This window comes from Variovorax sp. 01N429 (genome assembly GCF_056399425.1).
This window is the reverse complement of the sequence record NZ_JBFTRG010000008.1, coordinates 65,086-78,446: the sequence shown is the minus strand read 5'-3', so window position 1 is coordinate 78,446 and position 13,361 is coordinate 65,086. Positions and strand designations below refer to the sequence as shown.

Below are 13,361 nucleotides of genomic sequence, written 5' to 3'. Positions count from 1 at the left end.
CTCAGTTGCGGCCGGCCATTACGCCGCCGTCCACATCCCAGATCGCGCCTGTGACCCAGCCGGCTTTGTCGGACAGGAGAAAGGCCACCGCCTCAGCCACATCCTGCGGGGTGCCCACGCGGCCAATGGGATGGAAGGAGTTGAAACCTTGCAGCGCGGCGTGCACCTCAGCCTTGGGAATGAAGCCCTCGTAGATCGGGGTCTGTACCACTGCGGGGGACACAGCATTGACCCGGATGTTCTTGCCTGCCAGTTCCATTGCCAAGTGCTGCGTCAGCGAGTGAAGGCCAGCCTTTGCCATCGAGTAGGCGGACGAAGGCGTGGCGGCGATTGCCTGCTTTGCCCACATCGAGCCGATGTTGACGATGGCGCCAGTGCGGTTGGCGGCGACCATGTTCGCAGCGACCTTCTGCGTGATGAAGAAGAACGCTTTGTTCAGGTTCATGTACTGGTCGTAGTCCGCCTCCTGATGGTCCAGGAACGGCTTGGGGAAGAAGACCCCGGCCGCATTGACGAGCAGGTCGACGTCGGCATGATCCGAGTCGATGGTGCGCAGCAATGTCTGCAAGCCCTGAGCGCTGGTCAGGTCGGCTGCGATTGCGGCAACGCTGCCCAGTGCGGACAGATCCTTGCGTGCTGCGTCCGCCTTCTCTGGCCTGTTGCCGACAATCACGGCAGCGCCGCCCTCGGCCAGAACAGCACGGGCGCTCTCATAGCCGATGCCGCTTGTGCCGCCGATAACCAGCAGCTTCTTGCCCCTGAACTGATTGCTCATATGAAATCTCCGATTGAGTAGAAAACTATCCTTGTTGAATTGCGGCTGAGACCAAGCCACAGACCACCGAAGTCATGATTGTTCGCCGTTGATCGGTTAGGGGCAAACCAGATAATCTGTCTGCGCTACAAAGAAATTGTTTGTCTTCCCATGAAATCTCCGGTCCACTTAAACGCCCTCCGTGCCCTTGAAGCGAGCGCCCGGCATCAGAGCTTCGCGGCGGCGGCCGGCGAACTCCATGTGACCCCGGCTGCCGTGGGACAACTCGTGCGAACGCTGGAAGGTTGGCTTGGCAGCCCGCTGTTCTTGCGCAGCACCGGCGGGCGCCAGCGGCTAATTCCGACCGATACCGTTGACCGGGCCTTGCCGGACATCCGAGCCGGACTGGACCGCCTCGCGTTGGGCCTGGAACGCCTCAAGGAAGGATCGACAAGCGGCGTGCTGACGGTCGCAGTCAGTCCGGCTTTCGCGGCCAAGTGGCTGCTGCCGCGCATCGACCGCTTTCAAAGCACTTGGCCAGATACCGACGTGCGGCTGGACACCAATCTCAAGCCGGTGGACTTTGTCGCCCAGCGCATTGACATAGGGGTGCGGTTCGGCAGGGGAACCTGGCCGGGATTGGCATCTGAGAAGCTGATGGACGAGGAGGTGTACCCGGTTTGCTCGCCGCAACTCTTCGCACGGATCGAGGCCACGCCCACGAACCTGCAGGGTCAACTATTGATCCATGACTTGTCGATGGACGCACGGGAGGGCTTCCCTACATGGGAGGCTTGGCTCAGGGAGGCGGGAGTCGGCGGGATCGACGCGGCGCGTGGCCTGAAGATCAACAACTCCGCTGCTGTGTTGCAGGCAGCGATCGACGGTCAGGGCATCGCACTCGCACGGAGCGTCATGGCCCGCGATGACGTGGCCGCTGGAAGGCTGGTGAGGCTGTTCCCGGAAATTTCCCTTGCGTCGGCGCTGGCGTACTACGTCGTCTACCGACCAGAGTGCTGCGGCCTGCCACGGTTGAGGGCCTTCCGTGACTGGCTTCAATTCGAAGCCAAGCAGTAGCGCGTGCGACTCTACTTTCCCGGTCAAAAAAGTGCGCGGCCGAACGCTTGCAGGAGCGACGACGCGGACGCCTCAGGCCAGATCCGCCGCGTAGCCGCTTCGTGCCTCAACTCCAGAAGCAGACGTGCAGTCGCGGCCTCAAGATCGCCCGGCGAATCTTGACTTGGAAGGATGTACGGCCGGTGGTGTCGGTCCGCTTGATGATGGATGCCATCGTTGTGTCTCACGGTTGTCCCGCCGATGGCGGAACGTGTTTCCGTAGGACACTCGTTTCGTTGGTGGAGAGGATGAGGATCGAACTCACGACCTCCGCATTGCGAACGCGGCGCTCTCCCAGCTGAGCTACCCCCCCAACGCCCACAAATTCTAACCAGAACGAGCGCTCCGATGCACGTCTCCGGCATGCCAAGATGCGCTCCCTGCCGCAAGAAAAGGACCGAGGAATGTCGCTGCACGACCCAGCCTGGCTGGACACCATGTACAACAATCGCGCGCGCGTGCCGGAACATCCGGTGCATCTGGCGCGATGGGCTTCGAGTTCTGCCGCCGCGCGCGCTTCCCTGAGGGGCAGCCTGGACTTGCCCTACGGCGACGGGCCCGGCGAGACGCTCGATGTGTTTGCCGCGTCCGACCCCAACGCGCCGGTGCTGGTTTTCATCCACGGCGGGTACTGGCGCTCGCTCGACAAGAACGACTCTTCCATGGTCGCCCCTGCGTTCGTCGACAAGGGTGTTTGCGTGGTCGTGCCCAATTACGCGCTGTGCCCCGGAACGGCCGAGCAGCCGGTCCGCGTTGCCGACATAGCCCTGCAAATGGTTCGCGCGCTCGAATGGACTTGGCGCAACATCGCGGCGCACGGTGGCGACCCTTCGCGAATCACTGTTTCCGGTCATTCCGCGGGCGGGCACCTCGCGGCGATGCTTCTGGCGTGCGACTGGAAGGCCGTCTCACCGGACCTGCCGCCCCAACTCGTGCGCAACGCATTTTCGATTTCAGGCGTCCATGACCTTCGTCCGCTCCAGCACGCCCCTTTCCTCGCCGATGCGCTGCGATTGACCGATGCCGAAGCGCTGCGCCTCAGTCCGGCGTTCTGGCCGGCGCCAAAGCGCGGGCAGCTCTACACGGTGGCGGGCAGCGAGGAAAGCGAGGAATTCATCCGCCAGAACGCGCTGATGCGCAAGGCCTGGGGCCCTGCTGCAGTGCCGGTCAGCGAGATCCTTCCGGGGCTCGACCACTTCGGTGTGGTGGACGCATTGGCCGATCCCGCGCACCGCCTGCATGCGCTGGCGATGCAACTGCTCGACACCTGAAGCTCCGCCTCAGGTAGCGGCACGCAGCGGGCCTACATCAGCAGGTGTTCGCCCGCGTTGTCGCCACCCAGGGTGACGTAGTTGACCTTGCGGATGTCCATGAGCTTGCGGCCGCCCGCGTAGCTGATGGAGCTCTGGATGTCCTGCTCCATTTCGATCAGCGTTTCGGCCAGCTTGCCCTTGATCGGCTCGAGGATGCGCTTGCCTTCGACGTGCTTGTATTCGCCCTTGTTGAAGTCGCTGGCCGATCCGTAGTATTCCTTGAAAAGAACGCCGTCGACTTCCACGGTCTTGCCGGGCGACTCCTCGTGTCCCGCGAAGAGCGAGCCGATCATCACCATCGACGCGCCGAAGCGGATGCTCTTGGCGATGTCGCCGTGGTCGCGAATGCCGCCGTCGGCAATGATCGGCTTGGTCGCGACGCGCGCGCACCACTTGAGCGCCGACAACTGCCAGCCGCCCGTGCCGAAGCCCGTCTTGAGCTTGGTGATGCAGACCTTGCCGGGGCCGATGCCCACCTTGGTGGCATCGGCGCCCCAGTTTTCCAGGTCGATGACCGCTTCCGGCGTGCCCACGTTGCCCGCAATCACGAAGGATTTCGGCAGCTTCTTCTTGAGATAACCGATCATGTTCTTCACGGTGTCGGCGTGGCCATGGGCGATGTCGATCGTGATGTATTCGGGTGCCATGTCCGCGGCGGCGAGTTGGTCGACCGTGTCGTAGTCGGGCTTTTTCACGCCCAGCGAAATCGACGCGAACACGCCCTTTGCGTGCATGTCCTTGACGAACTTGACGTTGTCCAGGTCAAAGCGGTGCATCACGTAGAAGTAGCCGTTCTTTGCCAGCCACGTGCAGATGGTCTCGTCGACCACGGTCTTCATGTTGGCGGGCACTGTCGGAATGCGGAAACTGCGGCCGCCGAGGGTGACGCTGGCGTCGCACTCGGAGCGGCTTTCCACTACGCATTTGCGGGGCAGCAGAAGAATGTTGTCGTAGTCGAAGATTTGCATGTGATTCCAAGCTCCTGAAAGGTCGTCGCCAAAGGATTTCGGCGGCGATGGGGCGCTTGGCTTGGAGCCCGGCTTTGCGGGTTCGCCGTGGCGGCGATACCGAACTCTGCGAACCCTGCTGCGCGCAGGCACAAAAAAACCGGACGTCAAGAAACTTGGGCCCGGTGACTGATTCTACCCGCCCGCTCCATGGCGGGTGGGCGTTTCTACAATGGGCACATGCTCCCATATGACTTGTTTTCCGGCGCGCCCGACGCCATGGGCGAAGCGCCCGCCGCGTCCCCTCTGCTCGCCAATCTGAATCCGGAGCAACTTGCGGCCGTGACGCTGCCCGCGGGCAACGCGCTGATCCTCGCCGGAGCCGGTTCGGGCAAGACCCGCGTGCTGACCACGCGCATCGCATGGTTGCTGCAAACCGGCCAGGTGTCGCCCGGCGGCATCCTCGCCGTGACCTTTACCAACAAAGCCGCCAAGGAAATGATGACGCGGCTGACGGCCATGCTGCCGGTCAACGTGCGCGGGATGTGGATCGGCACCTTTCACGGCCTGTGCAACCGCTTCTTGCGGGCGCACTGGAAGCTCGCCGGGCTCCCGTCCACCTTCCAGATCCTCGACACGCAGGACCAGCTTTCCGCAATCAAGCGGCTGATGAAGCAGTTCAACGTCGATGACGAGCGCTTTCCGGCCAAGCAGACCCAGTGGTTCATCGCCGGCGCCAAGGAAGATGGCCTGCGTCCGCGCGACGTCGAGATCCGCAGCGACGACGATCGCAAGAAGGTCGAGCTCTATCAACTGTACGAAGAGCAATGCCAGCGCGAAGGCGTGGTCGACTTCGGCGAACTGATGCTTCGCAGCTACGAGTTGTTGCGCGACAACGATCCCGTGCGCGAGCACTACCAACGGCGCTTTCGGCACATCCTGATCGACGAGTTCCAGGACACCAATCGGTTGCAATACGCATGGATCAAGATGCTTTCGGGCACCACGGCCGATGGCCGATTCACGCCGGGCGACAACAGCGTGATCGCGGTGGGCGACGACGACCAGAGCATCTATGCCTTTCGTGGCGCGCGCGTGGGCAACATGGCGGACTTCGTGCACGAGTTCAACGTGGCGCACCAGATCAAGCTGGAGCAGAACTACCGCAGCTACAGCAATATCCTCGATTCGGCCAACGAACTCATCAGCCACAACAAGAAGCGGCTGGGCAAGAGCCTGCGCACGGACCAGGGCCCCGGCGAGCCGGTGCGCGTCTACGAATCGACCAGCGACTTCGCCGAGGCGCAATGGATGGTCGAGGAGATGCGCCAACTGGTGCGTGAGGGCATCGATCGCAAGGAGATGGCCGTGCTCTACCGCAGCAATGCGCAGAGCCGGGTGATTGAAACAGCGCTGTTCAATGCCGCCGTGCCGTACCGCGTGTATGGCGGGCTGCGGTTCTTCGAGCGGGCCGAAATCAAGCATGCGCTGGCCTACCTGCGCCTGCTGGAGAACAAGGACGACGACACGAGTTTTCTGCGCATCGTCAACTTTCCGCCGCGCGGCATTGGCGCGCGCAGCATCGAGCAACTGCAGGACGCGGCCCGCGCGGCCGGCCGCTCGTTGCACGACGCCGTGAGCGCCGTCGGTGGCAAGGCCGGCGGCAATCTCTCTGCCTTTGTCGCGAAGATCGACGTGCTTCGCGAGCAGACGCAGGGCATGTCCCTGCGCGAGATCATCGAACTGGTGCTCGACCACAGCGGGCTCATCGAGCACTACAAGGCCGATCGCGAAGGCGCCGACCGCATCGAGAATCTGGAAGAACTCGTCAACGCCGCAGAAAGCTTCGTCACGCAGGAAGGCTTTGGCCGCGACGCGGTGGCGCTGCCAGTGGACGAACTGCGGCAGTCGCCGGTCAGCCAGGGCATCGATCCGAACCGCCCCGTTACGGACGAGCCGCTCGCGCCCGATGCGGAAACGGGCGAGACACTCAGTCCGTTGGCGGCTTTCCTGACACATGCAGCGCTCGAATCCGGCGACAACCAGGCGCAGGCCGGCCAGGATGCCGTGCAGCTGATGACCGTGCACGCTGCAAAGGGGCTCGAATTCGATTGCGTGTTCATCACCGGCCTGGAAGAGGGCCTTTTTCCGCACGAGAACTCGATGAGCGACTACGAGAGCCTCGAGGAAGAGCGTCGGCTGATGTATGTGGCCATCACTCGCGCCCGCAAGCGCTTGTACCTGAGCCATTCGCAGACCCGCATGCTGCACGGGCAGACCCGTTACAACGTCAAGAGCCGCTTCTTCGACGAACTGCCCGAGAGCGCCCTGAAGTGGCTCACTCCAAAGAACCAGGGATTCACACCATCCGCTTTCGGCTACGGCGGCGGCTACGCAAGCACGCGCGGCGGTGGAGGCGACTACGGCAAGGAGGCCTTCGCGAGTCCACCTGTTCCGCCACAAAAAGCCGCGCCGTCGCACGGGCTTCGTTCAGGCATGCAGGTCTTCCACAACAAGTTCGGTGAAGGTACCGTGGTGTCGCTGGAAGGCACCGGCGACGACGCCCGGGCCCAAGTGAACTTCCCGCGCCATGGCGTCAAGTGGCTGGCGCTGTCGGTTGCCAAGCTGACGCCGGTTTAGCGCGGTCGGCGCCGCGCTCGCGGTGCTGGGCCTATTCCTGGAATGAATCGCGGAAGGTGAACCAGGTGCTGGTGAAAAACATGGCCGCCATCACCAGTGCGCCGCCGATCATCACCGCAGCTCCGGCCGCAGACGCGCTTGCGCCGATGCCCATCGCGCCGATGGCGACGAGCAAGGTTGCGGCAAGGCTCAACACGATGCCCGCGCCGATGAACACGCCTGTCCAGACAAGGCCGAAGACGGTGAGTGCGCCGAAGTTCTTGAAGCACGCCACAAAGCTGAAAAACAGGCTCTTCGCCGGTGGCACGCGATGCCAGTGCACGAGCGCTGGTGCATGCCAGAAGGCCAGCGACAGCGGCAGGTAGAGACCCATGGCAATCCAGAGCGCGACCTGGAACTCGGTCGTTTCCGCAAGTTCGCGCGTGAGCGGTCCGCCGAGCAGGTAGACGCGCGCGAACTGCCCGCCATCGGCCAGCGCGGAGATCGCCATCACCACGAGAAACAGTGCCGCGTACATCGCGCCCAGCACCGCCATGGGACGAACGTCGGAGCGAACGGCATTCACGGCGGCCATGAACACGGTTCCGGCAGGCGGCTTTTCGGGGCCGGTGGCTTGCGCAGCGGCTGCCATCAGCCCGAGCGTCATGGTCGGCAGCAGCATCAGGGCAATGGCCGCACCGATCAATGGCAGTTGCGAGGCGATGGACACCAGCGCCATGAAGAAAAAGAAAAGCGAAACGAAGGCGAGCGGCTGTCGTGCGAAGGCCTTGAGCCCGCTTCGGACCCACAGCACGCCGGTGCGTGCCGGAACAAGATTGAGTTTCATCGGATCGGGTCAGGCGGCCTGCAGATCCGCGTCATGTGAGAACTCGAAGGTCGCATGGGCGCGTTCGCGCAACACGCGTTCGAAGTGCGTCGGATCGTGCGCCTTGAGCATGCTCGCTTCGCGAGGCAAGTGGTAGTCCCATAGGCGCGAAATCCAGAAGCGCAGCGCGGCGGCCCGGAGCATGGCCGGCAGCAAGGCGCGTTCCGGGCCGGTCAGGGGGCGCACCGAGCCATAGGCAGCGAGCAATGCGCTGGCGCGCTCGGCATCGTGGCGACCGGTCTGGAGGTCGATGGCCCAGTCGTTCAGGCACACGGCAAGATCGAAAAGCCAGGTGTCCGTGCCCGCGAAGTAGAAGTCGAAAACGCCCGTGAGCCGTGGCGCGTCGGCGCTCGCATGGGTGTCGAACATGGCGTTGTCGCGAAACAAGTCGGCATGAATGGGCCCGCGGGGCAATGCGGCGTAGGTCGACGATTCGGCGATGTGGTTCTGATAGGCGAGTTCGCTGCGCAACAGCGCGGCCTGGGGCGCCTCGAGGTAAGGCAAGACGACGGGCGCGGTGTCGTTCCACCAGGGCAGGCCGCGGAGGTTGGGCTGAATGCGGGGGTAGTCGCGCGCCGCGATGTGCATCTGCGCCAGCAGCCGGCCGAGCTCGGCGCAGTGGCGGGCGGTCGGTGCCAGTTCGCTCTTGCCCTGGAGCCGCTGCACGACCGCTGCAGGCTTGCCCGCCACCGTGAGCAGCAATTCGCAAGGCGCGTTGGCGGGAATCGACAGTGCGTGCCCCTTGGGCGGCTCGATCTTCGGATCGATCACCGGCTCCGGCACGGGGATGCCGCGCGCCGCGAGGTGCTTCATAAGACAAAGGTAGTAGGGGAGCTGTTCGGGGCCGAGCCGCTCGAAAAGCGTCAGCACGAACTCACCGTTTGCCGTCGTCACGAAGTAGTTGGTGTTTTCGATTCCGCCTTCGATGCCTCTGAGCTCGCTCAGCGGGCCGAGTCCCAGGCGTTGCACCAGTGCGTCGGCTTCTTCGAATCCGACTTCCGTAAAAACTGCCACCGTGTGCTCAGAACTTGAAGACGTTCCACCAGACCCGTGAGCCGGGGTCGGAGTTGCTCTGGTCGGGCTGTCCCTGCATGTTGGTGCCCTGTTCGCGGTTGGGCATGACGTTGTAGGCCGGTGCGTTGTTCTTGGGCTTGACCGTGATGCTCATCGTCTGGCCGCCGACGCGAACTTCGTCGACGGTGGCGCCGCTGTCTTCGGTGTGGATGTGCTCGATCTTCTGGTTGCGGCGGCCGTTTTCCTTGACCGCGTCTGTCGGGTTGTCCGCCGTGGCCGGGGGCTGCGCCGGCTGGGGCGTCTGCGCCTGGACGGCGGCAATCGCCGCGGCGCTGGCGAACAACAACATGGCCAGGCGAATGCGGGAAAGATGGAGCGGCATGGAGGACATGATCAGGATTGTAGGTCCGCGCTCGCGCCAGGGATACAAGTCCGTGGCGTTCCGGCACACCTTCCGGACGGCCGGTCGCGGCACGGCAAAATGCCCTGATGACCGACAAGAAAACACTGCTGCTCGTCGACGGATCGAGCTATCTTTATCGCGCTTTTCATGCGATGCCCGACTTGCGCGCCGTTCCCGGCGACAACAGCAGTCCCGCCACGGGTGCCATCCGGGGAATGATCAACATGATGCAGGCCCTGCGCCGCGAGGTGCGGGCCGACTACGCCGCCTGTGTCTTCGACGCGCCGGGCAAGACTTTCCGCGACGACTGGTATCCCGCCTACAAGGCAAATCGCTCGCCGATGCCGGACGATCTGCGCAGCCAGGTCGAGCCGATCCACCAGGTGGTGCGGCTTCTTGGCTGGCCGGTGCTGTGCGTGCCGGACATCGAGGCGGACGACGTGATCGGCACGTTGGCTCGAACGGCTGCCGCGCAAGGCATCGAAGTCACCGTTTCCAGCGGCGACAAGGACCTGAGCCAGCTCGTTGACGAGCACATCACCATCATCGACACGATGAACGGCAAGAAGCGCGACGTGGCCGGCGTGACGGCGGAGTTCGGCGTCCCGCCCAACCTGATGATCGACTATCAGACGCTGGTCGGCGATACGGTCGACAACGTCCCGGGCGTCGAAAAGGTCGGTCCCAAGACGGCCGCCAAGTGGCTGCTCGAATTCGGCTCGCTCGATGCCCTCATTGCGCGCGCCGGCGAGGTCAAGGGCCAGGCCGGCGAGAACCTGCGCAAGGCGCTCGACTGGCTGCCGCAGGGACGCCGGCTGGTGACCATCAGGACCGATTGCGAGCTCGGCGAGCACGTCAAGGGCCTGCCGTCGCTCGATGCGATTGCCATCGGCCCGCAGCAGATCGACGAATTGAAGATCTTCTACGAAAAGTACGGCTTCAAGTCGCTGGTGCGGACGCTCGAAGCGCACGAGGTGTCGCCCGAGTTGATCGAGGAGAACAAGAAGAAAAAAGGCCCTGAAGGCGGGACCGGCCTCTTCGACGACCCGAGTTTCGCAGCCGCTGCCAAGGTCTCCAACCTGGCTTACGAGACGATCATGACGTGGGAGGCCTTCGACGCCTTGCTGGCGAAGATCCAGGCGGCGGAGCTCGTGGCGATCGACACCGAGACCAACTCACTCGATGAAATGCGCGCCGAGATCGTCGGGCTGAGCTTCAGCGTGACGCCCGGCGAAGCGGCCTATATCCCCGTGGGCCACAACTATCCGGACGCGCCTGTTCAGCTGCCGCGCGATGAAGTCCTGGCAAAACTCAAGCCATGGCTCGAAGACGGCTCGAAGAAAAAGCTCGGCCAACACATCAAGTACGACCGCCACGTGTTTGCCAATCACGGCATCGAGGTGCAAGGCTATGCGCATGACACGATGCTGCAAAGCTATGTGCTGGAGGTACACAAGCCGCACGGCCTCGCCAGTCTTGCGGAGCGGCATCTGGGACGGACGGGCATCGACTACGAAGACCTCTGCGGCAAAGGTGCGCATCAGATTTCGTTCAGCCAGGTGTCGATCGACAAGGCCGCCGAATATTCGTGCGAGGACTCCGACCAGACGCTGGATGTGCATCGCGTGCTTTGGCCGCAGCTCGAGGCGAATGAAAAGCTGCGCTTCGTCTACGAGCTGGAAATGGCGTCGAGCGAGACGCTCTATCGCATCGAGCGCAATGGCGTGCTGATCGACGCGCCCACGCTCGCCGCGCAGAGCAATGAATTGGGCAAGCGCATCATGGCTTTGGAGCAAGAAGCCTACGAGCTCGCGGGCCAGCCTTTCAACCTCGGTTCGCCCAAGCAGATCGGCGAAGTGTTCTTTACCAAGCTGGGGCTGCCGGTCGTCAAGAAGACGCCGAGCGGCGCACCGAGTACAGACGAAGAAGTATTGGAAAAGCTCGCGGAGGATTTTCCGCTGCCGGCCAAGATCCTGGAGCACCGCGGACTCTCGAAGCTCAAGGGCACTTACACCGACAAGCTGGGACTGCTGGCGAATCCACGCAGCGGCCGGGTGCATACGCACTATGCGCAAGCCGTCGCCGTGACGGGCCGTTTGTCCAGCAACGATCCCAATTTGCAGAACATTCCGATCCGCACCGTCGAAGGCCGCCGCGTGCGAGAGGCTTTTGTCGCGCCCGCTGGCAGCGTGATCGCAAGCTCCGACTATTCGCAGATCGAACTGCGGATCATGGCGCACATCAGCGGCGATGAATCCCTGCTGCGCGCGTTCACCGAAGGCATCGACGTTCACCGGGCGACTGCTGGCGAGGTCTTTGGCGTCGCGGTGGAGCAAGTGTCGAGTGAGCAACGTCGTTATGCGAAGGTGATCAACTTCGGGCTCATCTACGGCATGAGCAGCTTTGGGCTCGCGCGCAATCTGGGCATCGAAACCAAGGCGGCCTCGTCGTACATCGAGCGCTACTTCGCGCGGTATCCGGGCGTGAAGGCGTACATGGATGAGACCAAGGCGCTGGCCAAGCAGAAAGGCTATGTCGAGACCGTCTTCGGACGCCGCCTCTACCTGCCGGAGATCAATTCGCCGAATGGACCCCGCCGAGGCGGTGCCGAGCGCGCAGCCATCAACGCGCCGATGCAGGGCACCGCCGCCGATCTGATCAAGCTCAGCATGGTGAAGGTGCAGGACGTGCTGGATGCCGAGAAGCGCGGGACCAAGATGATCATGCAGGTGCACGACGAACTGGTGTTCGAAGTGCCCGAAGAAGAAGTCGAGTGGGTTCGCATCGAGATCCCGCGGATCATGGCGAGCGTCGCCGAACTCAAGGTGCCGCTGCTCGCGGAGATCGGCTTTGGCCCGAATTGGGACAAAGCGCATTAGCTACGCTCGCCCCCAGGTTGGCTCACTTCGTGTAGCCGCCCACCCCCTACCGGGGGCAACACCAGCGGCCCGGCAAAGCCGGTTCCGCGGTGTTTCTGGAAAATCGTTTTGGAGATTCAGGATCAATGAACATTGCAATTGCTTCTGGCCGTCGGGTCGTCTTGTTTGCGGCGTTAAGTGCTGCCTGCGCATGCGCCTTTGCTGCGCCAGATGAGCGGCTCGCTGCGCTTGCCGCGAAGGAGAAGCCGGCGTTGCTGGAGACTTTGAAGCAGCTGGTTTCTGTGGAATCGGGGAGTCGCGATCTGGAGGGGCTGGACAAGATCGCGGATCTGGTTGCTGCGAAGTTCAAGGCGCTTGGCGGGCAGGTCGAACTGATCGATCCTTCGGCCGATGCCTACCGCATGGAAGACACGCCGGAGAAGATCGGCAAGGTGGTGCGTGCGACGTTCAAGGGCGCGGGCACGAAGAAGATCATGCTGATCGCGCACATGGACACGGTCTATCAGGTGGGCATGTCGAGACAGCAGCCGTTTCGCATCGATGGCGACAAGGCATACGGGCTGGGCATCGCGGACGACAAGCAGGGCGTGGCGGTCATCGCGCATACGGTGGCGCTGCTGAAGGCCCTGGACTTTAAGGACTACGGCACGCTGACGGTGTTGATCAATGGCGACGAGGAGATTAGTTCGCCGGGTGCCCGGGCGCTTCTCACGCGGCTGGGCGGTGAGCACGACGTGGTCATGTCTTTCGAGGGCGCACCGATTCGGGACGACAAGCTGTCGCTCGCGACCGCGGGCATTGCGTCGGTCACGCTCAATGTCACTGGCAAGGCGTCCCACGCGGGTTCGGCACCGGAGGCGGGCGTGAATGCGTTGTACGAGTTGTCGCACCAGATCCTGCAAATGCGCGACCTGTCCGATCCGGCCACAGGCCTGAAGATGAACTGGACGATTTCACGCTCGGGCACCAATCGCAACGTGATTCCGGCCACGGCGACCGCCGGTGCGGATGTGCGGGTGCTGAAGGTGAGCGACTACGACCGCATCGAGCGCGAGGTCCGGGAGCGATCGAAGAACCAGCTGATTCCTCAAGCCAAAGTCGAAATCAAGTTCGAGCGCCGCCGCCCGCCGCTGGAGGCGACGGATGCATCCCGCGCGCTCGCGACGCACGCTCAGCAGATCTACAAGAGCCTCGGCCGCACGTTGGGCGCGGACGACAAGGTGGCAGGCGGCGGCACCGACGCGGCTTTTGCGGGCTTGAACACCAAGGCCGCGGTGGTGGAGCGGTTCGGACTCCAGGGTTTCGGTGCGCATTCGATGGACGCGGAATATGTGCTGATCGATTCGATCGAACCGCGGCTCTATCTTGCAACGCAACTGATCATGGACGTGTCTCGCGGGAAGCTCGGGCCCGGATCGAACTGAGGCGCC

Annotated in this window: 10 protein-coding genes and 1 tRNA gene; 5 read left to right on the top strand and 6 right to left on the bottom strand. The window is 63.3% G+C overall.

The annotated features are described in order from the left end of the window. Position 1: 1 nt before the first annotated feature. Positions 2-775, bottom strand: a complete 774-nt coding sequence (locus tag AC1DSF_RS15930; protein ID WP_478127176.1) for an SDR family NAD(P)-dependent oxidoreductase — start codon at positions 773-775, stop codon at positions 2-4. A 150-nt stretch (positions 776-925) separates the two neighbouring features. On the opposite strand from AC1DSF_RS15930, the gene AC1DSF_RS15925 reads away from it, so the two are divergent. Then, the gene (locus AC1DSF_RS15925) at positions 926-1,831 is read left to right on the top strand and encodes a LysR substrate-binding domain-containing protein (protein WP_478127363.1); all 906 of its coding nucleotides are present in this window, start codon (positions 926-928) and stop codon (positions 1,829-1,831) included. A 276-nt stretch (positions 1,832-2,107) separates the two neighbouring features. Here AC1DSF_RS15925 and AC1DSF_RS15920 read toward each other — a convergent pair. After that, a tRNA-Ala gene (locus AC1DSF_RS15920) sits at positions 2,108-2,183 on the bottom strand. 91 nt (positions 2,184-2,274) lie between these two features. On the opposite strand from AC1DSF_RS15920, the gene AC1DSF_RS15915 reads away from it, so the two are divergent. Further along, a complete protein-coding gene (locus tag AC1DSF_RS15915; protein ID WP_478127155.1) occupies positions 2,275-3,141 on the top strand; it encodes an alpha/beta hydrolase in 867 nt (288 codons plus the stop codon). A gap of 32 nt (positions 3,142-3,173) precedes the next feature. On the opposite strand, the gene AC1DSF_RS15910 is transcribed toward AC1DSF_RS15915, so the two are convergent. After that, positions 3,174-4,151 carry a GMP reductase gene (locus tag AC1DSF_RS15910; RefSeq protein WP_478127154.1) on the bottom strand — a complete coding sequence of 326 codons (978 nt, stop codon included), beginning with the start codon at positions 4,149-4,151 and terminating at the stop codon, positions 3,174-3,176. 219 nt (positions 4,152-4,370) lie between these two features. On the opposite strand from AC1DSF_RS15910, the gene AC1DSF_RS15905 reads away from it, so the two are divergent. Then, positions 4,371-6,770, top strand: a complete 2,400-nt coding sequence (locus AC1DSF_RS15905; protein WP_478183112.1) for a UvrD-helicase domain-containing protein — start codon at positions 4,371-4,373, stop codon at positions 6,768-6,770. A 31-nt stretch (positions 6,771-6,801) separates the two neighbouring features. On the opposite strand, the gene AC1DSF_RS15900 is transcribed toward AC1DSF_RS15905, so the two are convergent. The 3 genes from AC1DSF_RS15900 to AC1DSF_RS15890 are packed head-to-tail and all read right to left on the bottom strand — an operon-like array spanning position 6,802 to position 9,040. Then, a complete protein-coding gene (locus AC1DSF_RS15900) occupies positions 6,802-7,596 on the bottom strand; it encodes a BPSS1780 family membrane protein (protein ID WP_478127152.1) in 795 nt (264 codons plus the stop codon). A 9-nt stretch (positions 7,597-7,605) separates the two neighbouring features. Further along, the gene (locus tag AC1DSF_RS15895; protein WP_478183111.1) at positions 7,606-8,649 is read right to left on the bottom strand and encodes a homoserine kinase; all 1,044 of its coding nucleotides are present in this window, start codon (positions 8,647-8,649) and stop codon (positions 7,606-7,608) included. Positions 8,650-8,656: 7 nt separating this feature from the next. Beyond that, positions 8,657-9,040, bottom strand: coding sequence for a hypothetical protein (locus tag AC1DSF_RS15890; RefSeq protein WP_478183110.1), 384 nt, complete (start codon positions 9,038-9,040; stop codon positions 8,657-8,659). Positions 9,041-9,138: 98 nt separating this feature from the next. Here AC1DSF_RS15890 and polA point away from each other — a divergent pair, with 98 nt between their 5' ends. Further along, positions 9,139-11,931 carry a DNA polymerase I gene (gene polA, locus AC1DSF_RS15885; protein WP_478127149.1) on the top strand — a complete coding sequence of 931 codons (2,793 nt, stop codon included), beginning with the start codon at positions 9,139-9,141 and terminating at the stop codon, positions 11,929-11,931. 125 nt (positions 11,932-12,056) lie between these two features. Continuing rightward, complete coding sequence (locus AC1DSF_RS15880) at positions 12,057-13,355, top strand: M20/M25/M40 family metallo-hydrolase (protein WP_478127148.1); 1,299 nt, start codon at positions 12,057-12,059, stop codon at positions 13,353-13,355. Positions 13,356-13,361: the final 6 nt, after the last annotated feature.

Excerpts from the sequence above, each read along its gene's own strand:
- AC1DSF_RS15900 (WP_478127152.1), bottom strand. The coding sequence starts at position 7,596 with ATGAAACTCAATCTTGTTCCGGCACGCACCGGCGTGCTGTGGGTCCGA.
- AC1DSF_RS15925 (WP_478127363.1), top strand. The coding sequence starts at position 926 with ATGAAATCTCCGGTCCACTTAAACGCCCTCCGTGCCCTTGAAGCGAGC.
- AC1DSF_RS15905 (WP_478183112.1), top strand. The coding sequence starts at position 4,371 with ATGCTCCCATATGACTTGTTTTCCGGCGCGCCCGACGCCATGGGCGAA.
- AC1DSF_RS15890 (WP_478183110.1), bottom strand. The coding sequence starts at position 9,040 with ATGTCCTCCATGCCGCTCCATCTTTCCCGCATTCGCCTGGCCATGTTG.
- AC1DSF_RS15910 (WP_478127154.1), bottom strand. The coding sequence starts at position 4,151 with ATGCAAATCTTCGACTACGACAACATTCTTCTGCTGCCCCGCAAATGC.
- AC1DSF_RS15880 (WP_478127148.1), top strand. The coding sequence starts at position 12,057 with ATGAACATTGCAATTGCTTCTGGCCGTCGGGTCGTCTTGTTTGCGGCG.
- polA (WP_478127149.1), top strand. The coding sequence starts at position 9,139 with ATGACCGACAAGAAAACACTGCTGCTCGTCGACGGATCGAGCTATCTT.
- AC1DSF_RS15930 (WP_478127176.1), bottom strand. The coding sequence starts at position 775 with ATGAGCAATCAGTTCAGGGGCAAGAAGCTGCTGGTTATCGGCGGCACA.
- AC1DSF_RS15915 (WP_478127155.1), top strand. The coding sequence starts at position 2,275 with ATGTCGCTGCACGACCCAGCCTGGCTGGACACCATGTACAACAATCGC.